The sequence below is a fragment of the Dyella sp. BiH032 genome, from assembly GCF_031954525.1.
Lineage (GTDB): Bacteria > Pseudomonadota > Gammaproteobacteria > Xanthomonadales > Rhodanobacteraceae > Dyella_D.
The window spans coordinates 3,294,385-3,317,030 of sequence record NZ_CP134867.1; the positions used below are offsets into that span (position 1 = coordinate 3,294,385).

Annotated in this window: 11 protein-coding genes; 3 read left to right on the forward strand and 8 right to left on the reverse strand. The window is 66.0% G+C overall.

All coding sequences use genetic code 11. The features are described from left to right. Position 1: 1 nt before the first annotated feature. Positions 2-1,564, reverse strand: coding sequence for an alpha-L-arabinofuranosidase C-terminal domain-containing protein (locus tag RKE25_RS14520; protein ID WP_311838810.1), 1,563 nt, complete (start codon positions 1,562-1,564; stop codon positions 2-4). A gap of 338 nt (positions 1,565-1,902) precedes the next feature. Between RKE25_RS14520 and RKE25_RS14525 the strand changes: the two genes are divergently transcribed. Next, positions 1,903-4,278, forward strand: coding sequence for a xylulose 5-phosphate 3-epimerase (locus tag RKE25_RS14525; protein WP_311842399.1), 2,376 nt, complete (start codon positions 1,903-1,905; stop codon positions 4,276-4,278). Between the two features lie 595 nt (positions 4,279-4,873). Continuing rightward, positions 4,874-5,851, forward strand: a complete 978-nt coding sequence (locus RKE25_RS14530) for a hypothetical protein (protein ID WP_311838811.1) — start codon at positions 4,874-4,876, stop codon at positions 5,849-5,851. A gap of 1,418 nt (positions 5,852-7,269) precedes the next feature. Here RKE25_RS14530 and RKE25_RS14535 read toward each other — a convergent pair. From RKE25_RS14535 to wecB, 4 genes are read right to left on the reverse strand one after another with little or no spacing between them, the layout of a single operon-like run. After that, the gene (locus RKE25_RS14535; protein ID WP_311838812.1) at positions 7,270-8,169 is read right to left on the reverse strand and encodes a DUF4434 domain-containing protein; all 900 of its coding nucleotides are present in this window, start codon (positions 8,167-8,169) and stop codon (positions 7,270-7,272) included. Continuing rightward, positions 8,163-11,060: a tetratricopeptide repeat protein gene (locus RKE25_RS14540; RefSeq protein ID WP_311838813.1), complete on the reverse strand. Its 2,898-nt coding sequence runs from the start codon at positions 11,058-11,060 to the stop codon at positions 8,163-8,165. The genes RKE25_RS14535 and RKE25_RS14540 overlap by 7 nt, the downstream gene beginning before the upstream one ends. Next, positions 11,057-13,300 carry a glycosyl transferase family protein gene (locus tag RKE25_RS14545; RefSeq protein ID WP_311838814.1) on the reverse strand — a complete coding sequence of 748 codons (2,244 nt, stop codon included), beginning with the start codon at positions 13,298-13,300 and terminating at the stop codon, positions 11,057-11,059. Before RKE25_RS14545 ends, RKE25_RS14540 begins: the two co-directional genes overlap by 4 nt. A 24-nt stretch (positions 13,301-13,324) precedes the next feature. Next, a complete protein-coding gene (wecB, locus tag RKE25_RS14550) occupies positions 13,325-14,437 on the reverse strand; it encodes a UDP-N-acetylglucosamine 2-epimerase (non-hydrolyzing) (RefSeq protein ID WP_311838815.1) in 1,113 nt (370 codons plus the stop codon). Between the two features lie 399 nt (positions 14,438-14,836). On the opposite strand from wecB, the gene RKE25_RS14555 reads away from it, so the two are divergent. After that, a complete protein-coding gene (locus RKE25_RS14555) occupies positions 14,837-16,642 on the forward strand; it encodes a polysaccharide deacetylase family protein (protein WP_311838816.1) in 1,806 nt (601 codons plus the stop codon). A gap of 816 nt (positions 16,643-17,458) precedes the next feature. Here RKE25_RS14555 and RKE25_RS14560 read toward each other — a convergent pair. The 3 genes from RKE25_RS14560 to RKE25_RS14570 form a co-directional block, all read right to left on the reverse strand. Continuing rightward, a complete protein-coding gene (locus RKE25_RS14560) occupies positions 17,459-18,544 on the reverse strand; it encodes a hypothetical protein (protein ID WP_311838817.1) in 1,086 nt (361 codons plus the stop codon). A 1,075-nt stretch (positions 18,545-19,619) separates the two neighbouring features. Then, positions 19,620-20,090 (reverse strand): hypothetical protein, encoded by a 471-nt coding sequence (locus RKE25_RS14565; RefSeq protein WP_311838818.1) that lies wholly within the window; start codon positions 20,088-20,090, stop codon positions 19,620-19,622. Positions 20,091-20,608: 518 nt separating this feature from the next. Beyond that, positions 20,609-20,938 carry a hypothetical protein gene (locus RKE25_RS14570; RefSeq protein WP_311838819.1) on the reverse strand — a complete coding sequence of 110 codons (330 nt, stop codon included), beginning with the start codon at positions 20,936-20,938 and terminating at the stop codon, positions 20,609-20,611. Positions 20,939-22,646: the final 1,708 nt, after the last annotated feature.

Consider the following 22,646-nt stretch of genomic DNA (forward strand, 5'->3'; position numbering starts at 1 on the left):
CCTAGCGCAGTTCGAGCACCACCACCGCTTTCGACGGCATGGCCACCGCGACGGCGCCATCGGCGCCGATCGCGGCGCCGGTGAAGGCGGCGGGTTTCACCGCGTCCGGCCGCTCGAACGTGTTGACCGTATCGATCGCCGGCGCGCTGAGCATGCGGCCGCGCACCGCCTTCGCCTTCAGGCCCGGCAGGGCGAGCGCCACGCGCACCGGCCTCGCCGGATCGGGATTCACCAGCGCGACGTGCACCGCGCCGTCCGTGCCGCGCGCGGCGGTGGCGTAAAGGCCGGGGATGCGCACGTCGCCGAACGCGTAGTCGCCGGCGCGCACGTCCACCGGCAGCGCGGTAGCGCCCTGGAACGGCTGGTACAGGTCGAACACGTAATAGGTCGGCGTCAGCACCATCCGTCCGTGGTCGGTCAGGATCATCGCCTGCAGCACGTTGACCATCTGCGCGATATTGGCCATCCGCACGCGGTCCGCATGCGCGTGGAAGATGCCCAGCGTGACCGCGGCGACCATCGCATCGCGCAGGCTGTTCTGCTGGTACAGCGCCGTGGCGCCCGGCTCGTTGTCGTACCAGGTGCCCCACTCGTCCACCGCCAGGGTGATGCGCTTGGCGGGGTCGTACTTGTCCATGATGGCGCTATGGCGGGCGATCAGCTCGTCTATATGCAGCGCAGCTTTCAGCGTGGCGATCCACGCCTTCTCGTCGAAGCCGGTGGCGGCGCCCTTGTGCTTCCAGTCGCCGGTCGGGATCGTGTAGTAATGCACGCCGAAGGCGTCGATCTGCTTCGCGGCGCCGGCGATGACCGCTTCGGTCCAGGCATAGTCGTCCGCATTGGCGCCGCTGGCGACCTTGACCAGGGTCTGCCCGCCGAGCGCCCGCGCGAAGGTGGCGTACTGGCGATACTGGTCCGCGTAGTACGCGCCGCGCATCTCGCCGCCGCAGCCCCAGCTTTCGTTGCCGATGCCCAGGTAGGTCACCTTCCACGGCTTGTCGCGCCCGTTGGCGCGGCGCTCGCGCGCCAGGGTGGTCTGGCCGTCGCCGGTGAGGTATTCCAGCCAGTCGCTCATCTCGCGCGGCGAACCGGTGCCCATGTTCGCGGCCAGATAGGTCTCGGCGCCCACCAGCTCGGCGAAATCCATGAACTCGTGCGTGCCGAAGGCGTTGCGGTCTTCGCCACCCCAGGAATGGTTGGGCCGCACCGGCCGCTGGCCGCGCGGGCCAATGCCGTCGCGCCAGTGGTATTCGTCGGCATAACAGCCGCCGGGCCAGCGGATCACCGGCACGTGGATCGCCTTGAGCGCGTCGAGCACGTCCTTGCGGAAGCCGTGCACATTGGGGATCGGCGAGTCCTCGCCCACCCAGATGCCCTCGTCGATGCCACGCCCCAGCTGCTCGGCGAACTGGCCGTAGACCTCGCGGTGGATCACCGGACCGGGCCGGTCCACATGCACCGTCACCTCGGCTGCGGCCGGTGCGGACGGCGCGGCGGCCGCGTGTCCCGTCAGGCCTAGCCACAGGGCCAGGCCCCAGATCGTCGTCCACGCGCGATAACTCATGTGTTCTCCCCAAGGCGGCGGTACCCGCGATGGCGCGGGCCTGGTCCGCGATCATCGGCAACCTGGCGTTGCGATTTCCAGCAGCGGCGCTTGCGTTTTTTCCGCGATGCGACGCAGGCACGCCACGCCCTTCACCCGCCTTGCACCGCACCATGACGAGCTCTGTTCTTGGCCCAGATCAAGATCGCCCTCGACAGCCACCAGCAGAATCGAGCCATTCGAGATCGAACCGTTCGAGCCCGCGCCACCGCCCCGGCGCCCAAGGAGATCGCATGAACATGTACGCCTCGGCCAGTGTGGCCAGCGAACTGGAGCCGCGCGAGCGGCACGTGGTGGAGATGCGGGCGCGGCGCCTGCGCGAGGCGCATGCGGAGTTCGCCGCCTGGGCCGAAGGCTATGGCGTGATCCAGCACGACCCGCTGACCCAGGTGCGCGTGCACGCCTGGGTGGAAGAACTGGCGGCGCGCGGTTGCGTGGTCGACGCCAGCGAAGCCTACCGCCGCTTGCGCGCGGCCGACCGCGTAGCCAGCGCCGGGATGTGGCTGGTCGCGCACATGACCTATGCCCGCCGCGTGCGCGCCGACGGCGCGCCGTTGGGAGCGGAAGACTTCAAGGAGCATCCGGAAGGCCATACCGGTGGTTCCCTCAATATGGTTCCGGCCTACGTGGGCTATCTCGTCATGAACGCGCTGGACGGCGTCACGCGCTCGTGGCTGATGGGCCAGGGCCATTGCGTGGCGGCGATCGATGCGGTCAACCTGCTGGTGGACAACATGCTGCCCGCGCACGCCCAGCGCTACGACCGTAGCGATGCCGGGCTCAGCCGCTTCGTCAACGACTTCTACGCTTACACGATCAATCCCGATGGCACGCCGGCGTCCCCGCTCGGCTCGCACGTCAATGCGCACACCGCGGGCGGCATCATGGAAGGCGGCTATCTCGGCTTCGCGGAACTGCAATACGTGCACGCGCCCCTGCCGGACGAACACCTGGTCGCCTTCCTCAGCGATGGTGCCTTCGAAGAACAGCGCGGCAGCGACTGGGCGCCGCGCTGGTGGCGTGCGGAAGATTGCGGCCTGGTCGCGCCGATCATCATCCTCAACGGCCGGCGCATCGAGCAGCGCAGCCAGATCGCCCAGCAAGGCGGCGAGCGCTGGCTGGAAAACCACCTGCGCCTCAACGGCTTCGATCCGCTGGGCCTGGACGGGCGCGACCCGGCGAGCATCGCCTGGGGCATCGCCTCGATGGAACTGCGCGCCAGCGCCAATGCGCAGGACGAAGAACTCGACGTGCGCCTGCCCTACGGCATCGCCGAGACCGTGAAGGGCTACGGCTTCCCCAACGCGGGCACGAACGCCGCGCACAACCTGCCCCTGCCCGGCTCGCCAGCCACGCATGGCGAGGCGCGTACGCTGTTCAACCAAGGCTGCGCCGCGCTGTATGTGCCGGAGCGCGAGCTGACTGAGGCCGTGGCCGCTCTCAACACGCACGATGCCCAGCGCCGCGTGCGCGAACGCGACCATGCGCTCGCCACCCGCGACGTCGCCCCGCCGATCGTGCCGCTGGTGCCTGACCGCCCGCCCGGCGGCGAAAGCTCGCCGATGGAAGCGCTGGACGAGCAGTTCGTCACCATCGTCGAGGCCAATCCGAAGCTGCGCGTGCGCGTGGGCAATCCCGACGAACTGCGCAGCAACAAGCTGGACCGCACCCTGGACTTCCTCAAGCATCGCGTGCAGGAGCCCGAGCACGGCGTGGCCGAATCGCGCACCGGCAAGGTCATCACCGCGTTGAACGAGGAGACGGTGGTATGCGCGGCGCTGGCCAACAAGGGCGGGCTGAATCTCGTCGTCACCTACGAGGCGTTCGCGCCGAAGATGCTCGGCGCCATCCGCCAGGAACTCATCTTCGCGCGCCATCTCGGCCAGGCCGGACGTCCGCCGGGCTGGCTGGGCATCCCGGTGGTGCTCACCTCGCACACCTGGGAGAACGGCAAGAACGAGCAGTCGCACCAGGATCCGACCTTGCCCGAAACGCTGCTGGGCGAGATGGCCGACGTCTCGCGCGTGGTGTTTCCGCCGGATGCGCAGGGTGCCGCCGCTGCGCTCGCTCATGCGTATGCGCAGAAGGGTTGCATCACCGCGATGGTCGTGCCCAAGCGCAGCGTGCCGCACGTGCTGACGCGCGAACAGGCCGAGGCGCTGGCCAGCGACGGCGCCGTGTGGTTGCTGGGCGACGCCCTGGCTCCGCTGCAGCTGGTCGCCACCGGCGCCTATCAGTTGCAGGAAGCGATGCGCGCGCAGGCGCGGCTGGCCGAACGCGGCGTCGCCGCATCGCTCGTCTACCTGGGCGAGCCCGGCCGCTTCCGCAACGCGCGCGACGCGACCGAAGCCGCCTACGTGCACGGCGACGCCGCGGTCGCGCGCTTCTTCCCTGCCACGCCACGCGTCTTCCTGACGCATACGCGGCCCGAGCCCTACCTCGGCGCGCTGCGCCGCATCGACGAAGGCCCGGACCGGACCATCGCACTCGGCTACATCAACCGGGGCGGCACGCTGGATGCCGCGGGGCTACTGTTCGCCAACCGCTGTACGTGGGCACACGCCGTCGCCGCCGCAGCGCAGGTGATCGGGCATCCGCGCGAACACCTGTTGGGCGGGGACGAATGCGCCGCCATTGACGGCCTCGGCAATCCGCACGTTCTGTTCGCGCCCTAGCGGCGATCGACACACGCGTCGCGTGCGCACGGCGTGAAGCCGGCCGCGCGCGACGTAACATGAACGATTCGCGTGTCACATTGCTGTTACACCTGTTGTCTGCACGCACACGCAAGCTGCTGAAAAATCACGTGCGCCACCCCGTGTCGTCAGGCTGACGACAGCCTCGTGCGCCGTTCGAGCGGTTTGCCACGATCCATCCTTCACGTCCTAACCAAATCTTCATCACTCGTGAAGTCGATTGACTAGACTCACCGGCGCCAGCGAAGCCCGGTGCGTTGTCTCCCGGGTGTTACGGTCCGGCCCGCTCCCCAGGACGGGCGGAGCCGCGCGGAACGACCGAAAGTCTTTCGTCCCGCGCTGCGCTCCCGGTGGTTCCAACCGTTTTCGCCGGCTCCCAGCGGTGACCTCACGTTGCTCTCAAGCGCCTCGCTTGGGGAGGGGGTTCCGTTGTACGGAAGAACTGCACCTGTGCGCGGAAGCACGACCTAAGCCCGGCCGCGCCGATTTCGGGGGGCGGCCGCCGTATCGCTGCGGCCCTGTTTCGCCGCGGCTCACCGGGTAAGGGATCGCCCACGCAAGCGAATTGAACTCGATGAATAAACTCGCCTACGCCGCTAAGACGTTCTTTGCTTCACTACTCGCATCACTCGCGCTGTACGCCGGCTCCGCGCCGCTCACGCCAGCCGCCCACGCCCAGGCCGCCACGACCATCAAGGCACCGATCTACGGCGTGACCCTGGACGACCTGTCCAAGCTCAACGGCATCCTCACCTCTCTCAGCAAGCTGCCGTACCGTCCGACGGTGCGCGTCGTGTTCGACCCGGACATGAGCGCGGCCGACTACTACCCCGCCCTGGTCAAGCTGCATTCGGTGGCTTACGTGATGGGCGAGATCATGGACTCGTACTACTTCCCCACCGACATCAACACCTACACCGCACGCACCAAGGAACTGGTGTACGGGCTCAACGGCCTGGTCGACGTGTGGGAGATCGCCAACGAGATCAACGGCGAATGGCTGCGCGCGAATCCGAACGGCAGCAACACGGTGGTCAATGCCCAGGAAACGCAGATCGGCCAGATGGTCGCCGCCGCCAGCTCGATCGTGAAGGGCGTGGGCGGCAAGACCGCCGTGACGCTGTATTACAACGACGACAGCAAGGGCAACAACTGCTGGGAGAAGCCGGTCGATTACTGGAAGACGTGGCCGACCACGTTCCTGCCGCTGACCGTGCGCCAGAGCGTGGACTACGCCCTCTTCAGCTACTACCCCTACCAGGACTGCCCCGGCCTGTCCCCGTCGTGGTCGACCGACTTCGCCGCGCTCGAAAGCATTTTCCCGAACGCGAAGGTGGGCTTCGGCGAGATCGGCACGTCGAGCATGAGCGCGCCGACTTCGGTGCAGACGAACATGATCAAGACGTACTACCCGATGGTGAATACGTTCAAGGATCCGCGCTTCATCGGCGGCTTCTTCTGGTGGTACTACGCCGAGCAGATGGTGCCGTACACGAATTCGTACTGGACGACGCTGTATCAGACGATTGCGCCGTTGAAGGTGCCGCAGTAAGCGGGATGGTTTTCTCGCATGGGATGCGAGGTGGCTGATGGTTTTTGGCTGTTGGCCGTGTTGATGAGAGACGCCCCCGTTTGGGGGCGTTTTTTCTTTTTGGGGGTTTTGGCTCGGGAGTTCCGGTGGTGCTGAGGCTCGCCTCGCCCCACCTTTCGTCATTTCGGCGCAGGCCAGACGGAGCGCGTAGCGCGGAGAACGCCCGGAGGGCGGCGCCGAAGGGGCGAGCGCAGCGGAGTCATCCAGTGGCGACAGCGCCCGGTTGTCGCGTGTGTCGCCAGCCTTGTCTCGCCCTCGCGGGCGAGGGGTTTCGCTCTCCTGCCGGAGAGCGAGTTACTTCTTCTTTGCTTGCCCAAAGAAGAAGTAACCAAGAAGAAAAGGCACCCTGCGCGGCGCCCTCCGCAGCCTACGCTGCTCCGGGTGCGTTGAGGGCTGGCCGGGCTTTTCGATCGGGCATCCCTGCCCGAATCGAAAAGGCGGGGACGTCCTGTCCCCGCCCGCCTGCGGCGGCCTGATCGTCCAGCCCTCACCGCCGCGAAGGGAACCCGGGAGATCAAGAGCCACACGGAGCGTCGCTTCGCTCGCTCTTGTTTTTGCTTTGCTTGCCCCGGTACCGCACTTCTCCTTCTCCCCGCCGGGGGAGAAGGCGGGATGAGGGGCGGGTGCTCGCGGGAGCGCGGCTAGAGCGGACGTGACTTTAAAAGTCGAAGCAAAAATATGTACGCGCGGCTTGCTGCGAGAGGAAGTGCGAAGGGCTCTCTGAGCAGCGGACAGTAGGCACAAGGAACGACCATCCCCTCGCTCCGTAGGCCCCCTCACCCCGCCCTCTCCCCGGAGGGGAGAGGGAGAAGTGCGGTGCTATCGCCAGAACAAGACACGCTCACGCAACGCTCCGCGTCCTCTCCGCTTCGGCGCCTCGACGTCCCTTCCACGCACCTCAGTTCCTCTTCGAGTCGCGCGGTCCAGCAGCCGAGAAAACACCCCGTGCTCTGCTCACTCCCGCCGCGAGCCTTTGACCTCAGGCCATTTCTCTTTGGTTACTTTCTCTCGAGGCCCCCCTTGAGGGGGTTGGGTCAGCAAAGAAAAAGTAACTCGGGCGCCGGCAGGCGTCCGACATGCCCGCTGCATAAGCGGCCAGGTCGCGGATACGTAACCTTAGTGCAAACGACGAAGAGCAGCCCCGCACACCGACGAGCCCCGACATGCCCGCTGCATAAGCGGCCAGATCACCGAGCGGTGGCTTAGTGCAAACCACCAAGAACCAACCCCACAACCAGCACACAACCAAAACACCTGCCACATAACCGACAACTCACCCAACCGCAACCGAGCACCAACAACAACCAACAACAACCACCAACCACCAACCACCACACACCACCACAATCGCAACGAACAACGACAACACCCCACCCCGCTCAATCCCCCCTCAACACCCCCATCCCCTCCAAATACCGCAACTCAAAAAACAAACTATCCCCCCCGCACGGCGCCCGCTGCGCCAACGCCACACCCAACTCCCGCTCACCCAACGGCACCGCCTTGAACGCCGCATCACTGCCAACCTGGCGAAACACCTCATAAACCACCCCCACCGCCCCCTGCCCATCGCAGGAAGCCGCCGCCGCAAGATAAACCGCACTCTCGCCGCGACTGAGGCGACCCGTGCCCGCACCATCCTGCACCCACGGCCGCACGCCGGCGCGACGCACATCGGCGAGCAACGCCGCATAGCCCGCAGGCGCCATATGTCCGGCGAAGAACGTGCTCACGTAGACCGGCCGGACCGCGACACGATCGAGCTGCCGCCGCTCCAGCGCGAGGTAATCGCGCAGCGCCTCGCGCGCTTCCGGCTCGCGCCAGCGGCGGTCGTCGATCTCCATCGGCAGGTACCAGCCGGCGATCGGGGCCTCGCCCAGATCCGCCAGCCAGCGTCGCGCCACTTCGGCATCCTGGCGGGCCAGCGTACGCAGGTAGTCATCCAGCGAGGAAACAGGCATTTCCTGGCGCTGGAAGAACGCCGGATCGCTGTGCAGCCCCAGCACGATGCGCAGCCCGGCGGCGTGCGCCTCGCGAACCCGCTGCAGCAGCCACGCATGCCCGGCTTCGTCGCCGAAGGCATCGCCGTACTGCGTCCACTGAACCACCAGGGTGTCGAAGCCGCGTCCGCGCACCTGCGCGAAGACCCCCGGCCATTGCGCGGCCGCCACGTCGCGGTCGCGCAGTTGCGGCTGATAGAACAGCGCCGTGGCGGCGTCGGCCAGCCACGAGGCTAGCAGCAACACCAGCGCCAACGGCCAGCGCAGGCGCGTCACCATGCCGTCCTCACGATCAGGAACAGCGCGTTCTTCTCGCGCAGGTAGCTGGTGAAGGCATGCTGCCCTTCGATCGCCACGCTGACGCGATGCGGATAGGCGTCGTAGCGCGTCTCCCCGTACCACAGGTTCCACTGCACCCCCAGGCCGACGCGGCCGTCGCGCTGGAAGCTGCCGCGGTTACGGTCGATGCCGGTGTACTGCAACCGCGCGTACGGCTGAATCGACTGGCCATCGGCGAGCTTGTGATGCCAGCCGAGCTGGTAGTCGGCGGTGAACACCGTCTGCTTCGCGCGCAGGTAGCGCGCCACGTCCACGTAGAAGTTCTGCGACCACCAGCCGCGCCCGCCGGGGTGCCAGTCGTCGTTGAGACGAGGGCTGAACGACCACGACCCGGCCGCGCGCAGCATGGTGTCGTTGCGGGTGAAGCGGCTGCCCGACACCGGCGTCTGCTGCTCGGCCGACAGCACGATGTTCTGGGTGAGGAAAGGCTTCCAGTGCAGGCCCACGCCCAGCATCCAGCCGTGGATCGGCCACACCGCGCCGCTGTCGCCGCTGCCGGCGAAGACGCGCGCGTAGGCCGCCAGCGTGTTGATGTCGCCGCCGGTCCAGCGCGGGTCGAAGCGGTACTGCCCTTCCATCTGGAAATAGCTGCGGTACGAGGTGCCGGGATTGGCGGCGTTGGCTGCCGACGAGACGGTGTCGCCCAGCGTCATGTCGGCGTTGAAGCGCCACTTGCGCCCCAGGTCTTCGTGCAGGCGGCGCAGGTCGTAGCGCTGCTGCCCCTCGTCCTGCGGCACCGTGCCGCCGTCGGTGCCCCCCATGCCGCCGGCATCGAGCTGGTCGATCGCCTGTGCGGCGTAGCTGCGCGCCTGCGCGTTGTCGCCCAGTTGCTGGTGTACGTAGAGCAATTGCCAAGTGAGCTTGGGATCGTCCGGATTGGCCTGGTGCGCGCGCTCGAACTGCGCCACCGCCAACTCGGGCGAGCCGTTCTGCAGATAGGCGTAGCCGAGCTGCGCGGCGAGCTTGTCGTCGTCGGGCGCCAGCACGGCCGCATGCTGCAGGGATGCCAGCGCGAGCTTCGAGTCGCCGGCCTGGGTCTGCAGGGCGGCCAGGCGCTGGTAGTAGCGGGCTTGCGGGTGCTGCGCGATGGCATTTTCCAGATCGGTGCGCGCCAGTGCGGGATCCCGCGGCTCGTCGGCCTGCGCGCGCAACCACCAGTAGGCATGGTCCTGCCGCCCGCCCTGACCCGCGTAACTGTCGAGCCAGGCGCGCGCGACGGCCGGCTGGTCGGCGGAAAGCGCGGTGGTGGCGGCGGCCAGCAGGTCGTCGGTTTTCATGCGCTCGACCGGCACCGCGCGCCACGCCTGCAAGGCCGTGGCGTAGTCCTTCGCGCCGTAAGCCTGGTAAGCCAGCGCGCGCGTGGTGTCCGGATCGGGCTTGCGCTTGTTGGCTTCGGCGTAGGCGTATTCGGCCAGGCCCGGACGATCGCTGCCGTAGCAATCGCCCAGCTGGCGCCACAACTCGGCCGGGTAATCGGGGGACAGGTCGGACATGACCTGGCGGATGCCGTCGCAGTCGCGCAAGGCGGCCAGGATCGGCACCTGGGCGATGCGCAGCGGCACGCTCTCCAGCGGCCGCGCCAGACGGACGCGATCGTCGGCGGAGAACGCCTGCGCCTGCTTGGCTGCGAGTACGGCCAGCCGCGCGAACAGCGTGCCGGCTTGCGGATGGCCGCCGAAGGGATAGGACGCCAGCAGCAGCCGCTGTGCCTCGTCCGGCGCGCCGGCTTCCATCAGCCGGTAGCTCAGCGGATCGAGCAGGCGATGCCCGTCCGCCTGCGCCACCATCGCCTCGGCCTGCTGTCGCGCTTCGGCGTAGCGCCCTTGCTCCAACGCCAGGGAAAAACGCTCCTCGCGATAGCTGTCCTTCGGCAGTCGCGCCAGCAGGCGCTGCACGGCCGCCTCGTCATGGCGCGCGGCTGCCAGCGGCAAGGCGGAACGCGCCTGCCAAGCGCTGTTGGCCGGGAAATGCGCGGGGTAGAGGTCGAGCAGCTCCGGCCGCTCCCGCCCCACCTGCGCGAGCAGGTTGATCCATTGCCGTTCGCTCTTCTCGTCGTCGAACGCCGGCTGGTGCAAGGCCAGGTAATCCGCCAGCGCCCGCCGTTCGTTCGCCGCGGACAAGGCCAGCGCCACGGCCAGCTCCTGCGCCGGGGCGCCCAGGCCGCCGCGCGCCTGCAGGTCGCGCGCCTCGATAGCCCTGCCCTGCATCAGCAGCAGGTTGAACCATTGCGCGCGCTCGTCGCCGCCGAGCTGGCCCAGCGCGTCCAGCGCCGCCAGCTGCGCGTCGGCGCGGGGGCGGTCGCCCAGATAGATCGCGCGCTGCACCAGCGCACGGCGCAAGGCGAGACCTTCCGGCGAGCGCGCGAAGTCCGCGGCGGCCAGTTCCGCCTGCGCCTGATCGAGATGGCCCGCCTGCAAGGCATCGAAACCCCGCTGCGCCCGGCATACCGGACGGTTGTCGACCTTGCAGTCCACCGCCGCCTGAGCCGGTGGCGGTGCGCGCAGGCGCGGATCGTCCGGCGTGTAGCGGCGCTGGTCGTCGAGCACCGCGCGCGCGCGGTCGGCGTGGCCGAAATGGCGGTACGCCTCGGCCAGGTCCAACGCGGTGTCGATGTTGCGCGGCGCCAGCTGGCGCGCGCGCTCGAACTCGGCCAGCGCAGTGCGCTCGTCGCCCGCGCGCAGCGCCGCGAAACCGGCCTGCCGGTGGGGATACAACAGGAATTGCTGATAGCGGCTGGCGCTGTCGGGCTGCTGGCCCGCCGCGCAAAGCGGCAAGGCCGGTGCCATCGCGAACAGCGCGGCCGCACAACGTGTCGGCCATGGGCGTTTCATGCCACGCGCTCCGTCCACTGCTTGACCAACTGCACCGGGGGCGCGGCCTCCTTGTCCAGGAGCGTCGCGATATCCGGCTGCAGCGTCGTTTGCAGGGCCAGCAGGCGGTCGAGCGTGTCCTGGCTGATGACACCTTGTTCCACCAGGAAAGCGCCCAGCGGCTTTCCGCTGCGCGCATGGCTCAACAGCAATGCCTTGAATGCCACCTCGTCCAGGTGCCCCTGCGCCACCAGGATCTCGCCCAGCATCACCTGCCGGGATACATAACTGTCCCACAGCGAATGCGCGCGCCCGGCATCGATGCGCCCGCTGCGCGTGGCCGCGTCCAGCAGGCTGCGCGGATCGCGTTCCTGCCCGGGCGGCGGCGCGTACCAGTGGCGCAGGCCGACGGTGACCTGCCCCTTGTGCGCGATGACGTAGCGCACCGGCCGGTCCAGCTTGCGCGCGATCGCCGCCAGCGATACCGGATCGACGTACGCCTCGCTCGCCAGCACCAGCGTGCCGCCCTCCACCCGCAGCGGCAGCACGGCGTAGTGCAGCGCCACCTTGGCGGGCACCGCGTCGATCAGTTCGCGCGGCAACGCTTCCGGGTCCACCGGTTCGCAGGCCACGCCGATCTGCTCGGCGACCGGCCGCGCCAGCTGCGCCGGCGTGATCACGCCTTCGTGGATCAGCGCGCTGCCCAGCTGCAGGCCTTCCACCGGATGCGCCTTGATCTCGCGCAGCCGCGCTTCCGACACCGTGCCTTCGGCCACCAGCATCTCGTCGAGCGAGCGCTTGGCGCGGTTCTCGCCGCCGATGCTGGGAAAATCGTGCGTGGTCTTGTCCCAGGCCACGCGGCGCGGGTCGCCCGTCTGCACGATCTGCTTGATCGCGCGCCAGTTGGCGAGGAAGTTGACCAGGTTGCTCCACAGCAGCCGCGGGATCGCGAGCAGTCCCTGCTTCACGCCGTAGTAGCCGGAGACGAACACGATGCGCTGCAGGATGCGGTTACACATCAGGCCGGCATTGGCTGCCAGCACCGCGCCGAACCAGGCCTGTCCCTCGAAGATCGAGATGAACCGCGGCGCCGCCGGCCAGGCCTGCTGCAGCAGCCAGATCAGGCCGAGCTGGATCGCCACCAGCATCGCGCTGAAGCTGACGAAGTTGGCGATGGCGCCCTTGCGGTCGCGCCACAGGAAATAGTTCAGCACCAGGCCGTGCTTGCGCTTCCAGCCGTGCGTGCGATAGCCCTGGTAGACGATGCCGATGATCCAGCGCGATTTCTGCCGCACCGCGGTGGACAGGCGATCGGGGAAATACTCGCGCACGCAGATCACGTTCGATTCGCGCCGGCTCTGCCCGAACGGCTGCGGACGCGCGTGCCGCCGGTAGCGCAGCACTGGGAAGCGCACGAAGATCTCCTGCATGCCGCGCGCCTTCAGGCGCAGGCCGATGTCGTAGTCCTCGGTCAGACTCTGCACGTCGAAGGCGATGCCGTTGCCCTCTTCGATCAGCGCCAGCACCGCGCGGCGGCTGAAACAGGTGCCCACGCCGGCGCTGGGCACCTGCCCGGCCAGCGCCTCGCGTACCGGCACGTCCTTGCCGTGCAGCTCGGCGAACTCGTCCAGGTAATGCAGGCTGGTGAAGTTGTTCCACTGCCGCTCGAACGGGTACACCGGAATCTGGATCAGATCCTTGCGCCCCACCAGGAAGTTGAACAGGCGCAGCTCCAGCTGGCAGACCACGTCCTCGGCGTCGTGCAGAATGAAACCCTCGAAGCTGATCTTGGCGCGCCGCTCGAATTGCATGATCGCGTCGAGCACGTTGTTGAGGCAGTCCGCCTTGCTGGTCGGGCCTGGGCGCGCGCACACCACTTTGTGGACGTTGGGGAAGCGCGCGCTCACTTCGTCCACGTCGCGCTGCGTGTCCGGATCGTTCGGATAGGTACCGACGAAGATGTGGTAGTTCTCGTAATCCAGCGTGCTGGCCGCCAGCTCGGCCATGTGGCCGATCACGCCAGTCTCGTGCCAGGCCGGCACCATGATCGCCAGCGGCTTCTCCGCCGGGCGGTACAGCTCGTGGTAATAGGTGCGGTCATGCTTGCGGTAGACCACCAGCGCCTTCCACGCGCGGCGCGTCCAGTACACGCAGTCGATGAACAGGTCGTCCAGGCCGCTGATCAGCATCAGCACGGCAATGACCGACACGGCCACGCCCAGGCCGTAGAGATAGGTCGTGAAGATATCTAGCCACCACATCCTGGTGTCCCCTGTTCCGCCCGGTCAGACGGCTTCGCGCCGCCGCTCGCTGCTTTCCAGCGCCCCCTGCAGCCGATCGACGATGCGCTCGCTGGCCCGGCCGTCGCCGAACGGGTTGCCCGCGTGCGCCATCGCCGCATAGGCAGCATGGTCCTCCCACAGTTGTTCGATCTGGCCCACGATCGACGCGCGGCGCGTGCCGGCCAGGCGCGCGCAGCCGGCTTCGATCGCTTCAGGCCGCTCGGTCTCGGTGCGCAACACCAGCAAGGGCACGCCGAAGGTCGGCGCTTCCTCCTGCAGGCCGCCGGAATCGGTCAGCACCAGCCAGGCATCGATCAGCGCCTGTTGCATGCGCAGGTAATCGAACGGCCCGCTCAGGTGCACATTGGCCAGCTCGCCGAGAATGGCGTGCACCGGCTTGCTCACCGTGGGATTCAGGTGCACCGGGAACAGCACGTCCAGCTCCGGGTGATGGCTGGCGACGTCGGCGATGGCATAGCAGATCTCGCGCAGGTCGCTGCCCCAGTTCTCGCGGCGATGCGCGGTGACCAGCAGGTGGCCGCGGCCCGTGGCATGGCGGCCCAGGCGGCGGTGGCGCGTGACCCAGTGCTGCGCGTCGATCACCGTGTTGCCAGTGACGGAGACGCCATCGTCCGCGATGCCTTCCGCCCGCAGCGCCTGCGCGGCGCGATGGGTCGGCGCGAAATGGAAGGTCGCGATGCGGCTGACCATCTGGCGCAGGCCTTCCTCCGGAAACGGCCGTCCGAGGTCGTACGTGCGCAGCCCGGCTTCCACGTGCGCCACCGGCACGCGGTGGTAGAAGCCGGCGAGCGCGCCGAGGAAGGTGCTTTCGGTATCGCCCTGCACCATCACCAGCGACCAGGGCTGGCTGGCCATGACGCCGTCCAGCAGGGTGCGGCAACGTGTGCTGAACTCGCCCAGGCTTTCGCCGCCGCGTTCCAGCTCGATGTCCGGCTCGATGTCGAAACAGGCCAGCATCTGCCGTGCCATGTCGCCGTGCTGGCCGGTGTGCAGCCAGCGGGGCCGGGCCCAGCCGGTGGCGCGCAGGGCGTGGTACACCGGCGCCAGCTTGATGATCTCCGGGCGTGTACCGCAGACGATCAGGATGTCTTGCATACGCTTCCTTCCCCCTCAGGATGATGCGCTGGCCCAGGTGAGACGACGGTCGTACCGGACGCCTCCCCCTCGGGGATGTCCGGTCGTCCGGGGCCCTGGCACCCGGAAAGACGATGTCGGCTGAAGGAGTCTGCGCGGGATGGCTGGACTGGATCAGGCGCTACGTTTTCGGCCCGCATATTGGCCGCGTGCCCGGCGTCTGGCGATTGACTGAAAGCCATACCTCCACAGGACAGTAAAAACGCGTCGCGCGGCCCCTTAAGCTGCATGCTCGGGGCGATGCCGCTCCATCTCGGGAACAGGGACCTGGGTCATGGCATGCGATCGTCCAGCCACCGCGCGCACGTGCACGGCTCCCGTGCCGCGCGCCGTCTCCATCGCAGCATGTGAGGAACTCCCATGACCAGGTCCCGTTTCAAGCCTCCCGTTCTGAGGTCGATCCTCGCCACTGCCGCCCTGGTATGGGCCGCAGGACTGGCCTCCCTCTCCCACGCGCAGACGGCCGAACACGCCGGCATGAGCACCTTGCCGGCACCACCCGCGCCGCCGTCGGCAACGCTTCCGGACAGCCAGATCCGGAAGACCACGTTGTCGTCGCTATCGACGCTTTCCACGTCGTCGACATCCACGAGTTCCGGCACGACGTTCCGCCTGTCGCTGTCCGCCAACCTCCTCGGCGGCGTACCGAACGCCTTCGCCGGCGCGCCCGGTGCCAACGCCAACCAGAACACCCTGGTGCTGTACGACAGCTCCGGCACCTGGGGCTGGCTGGGCGAGGCCTACGGTGTGATGGCGGGCCAACTCGTATCCCACGGCAGCAAGTTCACGCTGCATAGCGCTGCCAGCTACGTGGCCGGCGAACTGAACGGCTACACGGGTCTGGTCTACGTCGGCTCCACGTATGACGAGCCGTTGCCCACGGCGTTGCTGGACGACGTGCTAGCCACCACCAAACCGGTGCTGTGGATGAACCACAACATCTGGCAGCTGGCCGCACGCTCGCCGAACTTCGGCGCGCAGTACGGCTTCACCCCGATGTTCTTCGACTTCAGCAATACGCTGACGATCAACTACAAGGGCGTGGCGCTCCAGCGCAACGCGCTGGCAGTGGCCTCGGGCCTGCTGCAGACGACGATCGTCGATCCGGCGAAGGCGCAGGCGCTTGCGGTGGCGTCCAACGACGTGGGCGGCACGGTCAACTGGGCCACCAAGGGCGGCAATCTCACCTACATTGGCGAGATTCCCTTCAGCTACACCGGCCCCAACGACCGCTACCTGATCGCCGCCGACCTGATCGGCAAGGTCTCCAATCCGGCCATGCCGGCGCGCAAGCGGGCACTGGTGCGCATCGAGGACGTCAACGCGGATACCGATCCGGCCGAACTGCGCGCGATCGCCGATTATCTCGCCAGCAAGAAGGTGCCGTTCTCCGTCGCGGTCATTCCCGTCTACAAGGACCCGAATGGCTTCTACAACAACGGCGTGCCGCTGACGCGGCGGCTGTCCCAGGCGCGTGGCGTGGTCAATGCGCTCAAGTACATGCAGTCCAAGGGCGGCACCTTGATCATGCACGGCTACACGCATCAGTACTCGAACGTGGCCAATCCCTACAGCGGCGTATCGGCCGATGACTTCGAGTTCTTCCGCGCGCATATCAGCGCCGACAACTACGTCGTCTACGACACGCCCGTGGCGGAGGACTCGGCGCTGTGGACACAGATGCGCCTGACCAGCGGCCTGCTGGAATTCGCCGCCGCGGGTTTCCTGGCGCCGACCATCTTCGAACCGCCGCACTACGCGGCCTCGGCGGTCGACTACCAGGTGATCCACAACCAGTTCGGCGTGCGCTACGACCGCGGTCTTTACGCGGCCGGCTGGTGCCCGAACGGTGCCTGCGGCACGGGCACGCCGGATTACACGAGGATCTACGGCCAGTTCTTCCCGTACCTGGTGCGCGACATCTACGGCTCCACGGTGATCGGCGAGCAGCTGGGCAACGTGGAGACGCAGGAGTTCAACCACAATCCGCCCCGCTTCCCTGCGGACATCCTCTACAGCGCTCAGCGCAACGTGGTGGTGCAGGACGCGGTGCAGAGCTTTTTCTTCCATCCCTACGTGAACATCAGCTACCTCAAGCAGATCGTCGAGGGGCTGCAGGCGATGGGGTACACGTTCGTTCCCGCCAATACGGTGAAGCAGGGGTGACGGTTTTTGTCTGACGCCGTCCGGCGGGTTCTTCTCCCGAGGGGAGATGGAGCCGGCTGGCGGATGAGGGGCCCTGAGGGAGCGGTGAGTTTGTCCCGCTCCGGATGGGGCCCCTTTTTTTGGCTAGGGTGTAAGTCGGGGTGGGTTTGTGGGGCTTGGCTGGTGTGGATGGGGGCTGGCTCGCCGGCTGAATCGGCGTAGGTTGGGGTGAGTTCGCGAACCCCAACGGACGCGAAGGGACGCCTCACGCTCACATCTTCGTCATTCCGACGTAGGCCGGAATCTAGTGACGACAGCGCTCGGTTGTGGCCTCGTGGCCAGCCATGTCTCGCCCCTCGCCGGGCGAGGGTTCGCTCTCCTGCCGGAGAGCGAGTTACTTCTTCTTGCTTGCCCAAGAAGAAGTAACCAAGAAGAAGGGCCCCCTGCGCGGCGCCCTCCGCAGCCTACGCTGCTCCGGGTGCGTTGAGGGCTGGCCGGGCTTTTCGATCGGGCATCCCTGCCCGAATCGAAAAGGCGGGGACGTCCTGTCCCCGCCCGCCTGCGGCGGCCTGATCGTCCAGCCCTCACCGCCGCGAAGGGAACCCGGGAGATCAAGAGCGCGACGGAGCATCGCTTCGCTCGCTCTTGCTTTGTTTGTTCTTGCAGCGGTACCGCACTTCTCCTTCTCCCCTCCGGGGAGAAGGCGGGATGAGGGGCGGGTGCTCGCGACAACGCGTCTAGAGCGACGTCACTTGAAAACCAATCCTCACCGCCAGCGCTGGCAAAAAAACACCTTCATCCTTCGCAACCGGCCAATCTCGAAACCAAGCAACTTTTTTACGGCTGCTGATAAGCCCCAATATCGATCACCCCCGTACTACTCAACCGCGGCAGCCCGTCATAGTCCACCGCACCCACCGTCGAAGCAGGCAGCACCAAGCCCGTACCACGCGCCGCGGACGAGCTGCTCACGTGCAAGTCGGGCACGGTAAGGCTGGCGAATTGCGGGTTGACGAGCCGCGTGAGCTTGTCCGCACCGCTGGCGGCGCGGTAGTTACTGATGCTGGTGTAGGTGCGGCCCAGCCATACCCAGTTGGCATTTCCTGCCCCACCGTCGGCGAAATACAGGTTGTGATCGATGGTGCCGGGGTTGGCGTAGCCGGTGTTGTTCGTGGTGCCGGGCCAGAAATTCACCAGCAGCCCGTCCGTGGTCGCATACAGCAGATTGTTTTCGAACACCGTGCCGCTGACGTGGAACTGGATCTGGAACTCGCCGCTACCCGTGGCCTGCGTGTCATTGCGGAACAAGGTGTTGTTGACGACGGTGGCGTTCTGCGTGCCGCCGTTGCCGGAGGCCGCGCCGCCCAGGGAAATGCCGGTGACGTTGGAATACATCACCAGGTTGTTGCGCGCGATGACATCGCTGGTGAACTTGCCCTTGGTCTCGCAGGCCAGCTCAATGCCGAGGTCCGCCTTGTTGACTAGGTTCCGCTCGATGACGATCCGCGTGCCGCCTTCCACGTAAATGCCATCGGCGGAGAAATCGCCGGCTGGATAAGCGGTATTGCCCAGCGAACTGATGTTGTACACCGAGTTGCCGCTGATCACGCCGTCGCGCGCCTGGCTCTGGAAAGTACCGCCGTTGCGGCCGGACATGGTCTCGAAACCAAGCGCGGCGATGCCGATATTATCGTTGTCGTGCACGACATTGCCGCTGATCGTCCACTGCTCCACGTTGCCGGTCAGCGAAAGCGATTCGCTGCAGCCGGTGCGCAGGTGATCCACTTCGTTGCCGCTGATGGTGAGCTGGTTGATCGAATTCGCCGCGTCGTTGGCATACACCTCGATGCCGAAGGCATTGCCGTTCGGACAGCTTTCGATCCAGTTGGCGATGTCGTGCACGCGGTTGTCGAGAACCTTCACCTGCGTGCCGCCACCGTTGACATAGATGCCCTACCGGCGTCGCGGTGGTGCTGGACGTGCTGTAGTAGCCGATGTCAAAGCCCTGCACCGTCACGTAACTGACGTTATTGAGGTTCCAGAGGCCGCGCATGGCGCCGGCAGGCACCGTCAGTCCCGCACCGCTAACCGCAGCCTTCTCGCCCGGATAGCTGGCGAACACGATCGGCCCGGCCGCGGCGGAGCCGGACGTATTGATGTCGATCGTCTCGCCGTAGGTGCCGCCGCGCACGTACACGGTGTCACCCGGCGTCACGCTGCGGGCAGCGCGGCCGATGGTGCGCCACGGCGCATCCAGCGTGCCGGCCGCGCTGTCGCTGCCGCTGGTGGCGACGTAATAGACGTGACCTTCGGCGCGGGCCGGCGTCCAAGGCCCGGCGGCGAGCAGTGCACAGAAAACGGGGGCGAACTTCCATGCGGGGGAATGCGTCATGCCGATCTCCAGTGGGTGCGATCCAAACGGCGGAATGGGGACGTCCGAACGGACGGGAACCGCATCCGCGCACCCGGACGAAAAAGCATCGGTGGGGACGCGGACGGCGCAGTCTGCGCGTATGCCGCCGCGCAGTCCTTGACGGGCGTCGCAGGCGAGCGCCGACGCGTGTGCGCATCGCTCTTGCGCCGAGATGGATGCGAACTATGGCTCGACCGTGGAAAGTGCCGCGGGCTTCAGGAGGCGTGCATTGCGGAAAGGCGACTTTCGTCAAGCTGACGCCAAGGAGCGGGCCACCCATCAGCCGCAACGAAGTGAAGAGCCTTCGTGCTTCCGATGGTGAGAAACGACAGGATCAGTCGAAGTGGCGACTAGCAGTAGGCCGAGCGCATTAGCGGCCCGGATGAATTCATCGGTGCGTATCGCCACATCGCCGCAGAACGAAACGTCGCATGGCTGAAGAATGGGGCATGCGACCCGCGACGCGTCTGGCGCTGGAGAGCGTATGACCGATCGTCGATTGCCCCGTACGACAAAGATTCCAATGAAAGCCCGGGATTCGCGCGGTCAGGCCCGCCCGGCCATACGACCGGGCGGAACGGCCGATCAGGCGTAACGCCGCTGCGTCGATTTCTCGACGATCAGCTCCAACTCCTCCGCCAGCGCGAGGACGCGCGGCATGTCCTGGCGCTTGATTACCAGTGCCGCAAGCTCGTCGTTGAAGGAATCGGGCAGCATCATCACCGCGTACCCGCGCGCGGCGACGATCTCGTCCAGCCATTCGAAGTAGTCTTCGGACCAGAAGTTCTTCCGGTCGCTAGGAAACGGCGGGAGCGGCTCTTCGAACGATTCGCTAATGCGCTCGTGCAGTTCGTCGAGCTTGCCGCTGGTCAGCGCCACGTCCTGGAGCCGCAGCAGCAGAGCGGCCTGCCTGATGTGCTTTTCCTCGTCGCCGTGCATCCAGGCGAGTTCGGGATCGCGGACGGCGTCGCGCACTTGCTCATAGCGGCGCGAGAGTTCGGTGCGCTCCAGCGCGCCACGGGTGAGCAGATCGATGAGGGTTTCGAGTTTATCCATCGCTGGCCGGTTCTCCTTAAGGCGGTTTAGGGACGGAAGACAACGTACACATGGCGGCTCGGCATCCATGCAACGCATGTCGGGTGATGCGCATGCCAGCGCGTGCGGCGCGATGCGGACGTGACGGCGGTGTGATGCCGGCAACACATAGTGGGCGTTCCCGCACGACACACGGGCGCATCGTGTTTTTCCGCAATGCAGCGCACTAAACCACAGCAGGACGCGTGGCGGAAGTAGTTATTCGGCGAAGATTTTTACTTCCTCGCAAGTTAGGAAAAGTCGCGTTGAACCATCCCATTACCGTTCAACTAAGCGATGCTTCAACCAGCTCGGGACATCGATTAAGCACAGCAAGCGAGCATTCGCTGCATTCGCCTGCTGATGCCGTCGCCCGTTTCGCCGACAAAGGCGGCACGTCATTTGACGTGCCGCTTCTCTTCTCGCTCTTTGCCCCGGGCGATCCGAAGGCCGTCGAGGGTCAGGGTGATGGGCCGTACGTACACCGGCCCGCTGTCGGCCTACTCACCCAACCGATAGCTGAGCGACTCTCCATACCGACTCAGGTAATGCACCGCCGCAAACACGCCTTCCACACACATCGGCGGCAACGGCCACTCCCCTTCCTGCTCCGGCACGCCACACGCCTGCCGATCACGAAACGCCTCGCTGTTCGCCAGCAGCCCGTTCAACACGTTGATCGCCATGCTGATGCCCGCCAGGTCGGCGCTCAGGTTCACCTGCGGAGGTGCGTCGTCATCCATGGGATAGAAAGAACGCCCGAGCGGGCTGGTACGCGGTTCCATCGGAACCTTCGGGCAAACGACTGCCGTATCATCGCTGATAGCCATGACTAACTCCTACGTAGTTGGTTGTGGTCAGCGGGTCGTGTGGGCGGCCGCCCATGCGATCCGCGCTTCTTTGCTTCATTGCTGAAGGTCGCCGGTGTGGGTCCTGGGATATGGGACGCCGGCGACCTAGAGAGGCTACGGGGGAAGGTGGGGGAAGTCTTGACGGGTGAGGGAGTGGAGATCTGTAGGGGATCGCTGTTTTTCTGTAGCTGGTGAAGAAGAAACCACTCGCGCACCCTGGTTGACCCGCCTCCCTGAGCGAGCCTCACCGTCTACGAATTTATGTTGCAGAAGCATTCGACATCATGTCTGCGCGAACTCATCGCCCCACAGACCAAACCTTGAAGCCGGATGCGCACCGTGGAGATAAGCGTTCGGATGCGCGGATTCAGATGGGCCACCGGTGAAGCGACATCACCACCTTTGAAAGTGGTACGTGGCGAACAACCATCGACAGATTGATGGCCGCTTCGGTCCAGCAAGTAGATTCCGCGTACAGGCTGAGGAAATGCGCTTAGGCGAACAACGCAGCTCGATGGCAAGCTCCTCCTCATCGTGGCATCACGTGCCCGTTCTCACACCCTCTTGCTTGGAAACAAAGTTATCTAGCTCTTCTTCGCATCATTCTTTTGAACCATCTCCTTAATGACTCTCCTCACTGAATCCAGCGCGTCCTTACTTTCACCATATATATAAACATGCTGCTTGTTCTGAGGGCAGAACAGACCTAGCGGCAACGCCTTCCTCGGAAGACCCTCTGGAATTGCTGACAATACAGCTCTACAAACAGGACACTCGAGGTTTACCCCCTCTTGCCACAGACGGAAGACGGTACCGCCAGCCATACTTTTAGCATCGTAAATCACTTAGCCATCCCATGATTTAATCGGCAATTTCCCAAATGGAAGAGGCTTGTACTCTGGGGTTCGGCCTATCGCCTGCCAAATACTTTGACGCTCAACCAACGTAGGCCTACGCCCCAAGTTAAATACAGCAGAAAAGGGGCGGATTCACTTTTAAGCAGCGGGCGTCAACATAACGCCAACTTCCGTCATAAGCGACTTCAGCTTGCGCGATGTTTTCGCGAGCCCCCGCCCCTCATCCCGCCTTCTCCCCTGAGGGGAGAAGGAGAAGTGAAGTACTGAGGCAAGCAGCCAGACAACAACCTGCTCTCCGAGAGCGAGCGAAGCGACGCTCCGTGACGCTCTTGATCTCCCGGGTTCCCTTCGCGGCGGTGAGGGCTGGACGATCAGGCCGCCGCAGGCGGGCGGGGACATGGATGTCCCCGCCTTTTCGATCAGGGCAGGATGCCCTGTCGAAAAGCCCGGCCAGCCCTCAACGCACCCGCAGCAGCGTAGGCTGCGGAGGGCGCCGCGCAGGGGGCCCTTTCTTCTTGGTTACTTCTTCTTTGGGCAAGCAAAGAAGAAGTAACTCGCTCTCCGGCAGGAGAGCGAAACCCTCGCCCCGCGAGGGGCGAACAAGGCTGGCGACACACGCGCGACAACCGAGCGATATCGCCACTGGATGACTCGCTACGCTCGCCCCTCCAGGGTCGTCCTGCGGGCGTTCTCCGCGCTTCGCGCTCCGTCGGGGCCTGCTCCGGAATGACGAGTTAGGTGGAAGCGACGCGATCTTAGGCGCCCGGCGTTGGGGTTCGCGAGCTCCCCCCAACCTACATTCCGGCTAACACCAGAGACATGGCACCAAG

Bases quoted from the DNA above. Each gene is read 5' to 3' on its own strand.
- RKE25_RS14525 (WP_311842399.1), top strand. From the start codon at position 1,903: ATGCGGGCGCGGCGCCTGCGCGAGGCGCATGCGGAGTTCGCCGCCTGG.
- RKE25_RS14520 (WP_311838810.1), bottom strand. From the start codon at position 1,564: ATGAGTTATCGCGCGTGGACGACGATCTGGGGCCTGGCCCTGTGGCTA.
- RKE25_RS14540 (WP_311838813.1), bottom strand. From the start codon at position 11,060: ATGAAACGCCCATGGCCGACACGTTGTGCGGCCGCGCTGTTCGCGATG.
- RKE25_RS14570 (WP_311838819.1), bottom strand. From the start codon at position 20,938: ATGGCTATCAGCGATGATACGGCAGTCGTTTGCCCGAAGGTTCCGATG.
- RKE25_RS14555 (WP_311838816.1), top strand. From the start codon at position 14,837: ATGACCAGGTCCCGTTTCAAGCCTCCCGTTCTGAGGTCGATCCTCGCC.
- RKE25_RS14565 (WP_311838818.1), bottom strand. From the start codon at position 20,090: ATGGATAAACTCGAAACCCTCATCGATCTGCTCACCCGTGGCGCGCTG.
- RKE25_RS14530 (WP_311838811.1), top strand. From the start codon at position 4,874: ATGAATAAACTCGCCTACGCCGCTAAGACGTTCTTTGCTTCACTACTC.
- wecB (WP_311838815.1), bottom strand. From the start codon at position 14,437: ATGCAAGACATCCTGATCGTCTGCGGTACACGCCCGGAGATCATCAAG.
- RKE25_RS14545 (WP_311838814.1), bottom strand. From the start codon at position 13,300: ATGTGGTGGCTAGATATCTTCACGACCTATCTCTACGGCCTGGGCGTG.
- RKE25_RS14535 (WP_311838812.1), bottom strand. From the start codon at position 8,169: ATGGTGACGCGCCTGCGCTGGCCGTTGGCGCTGGTGTTGCTGCTAGCC.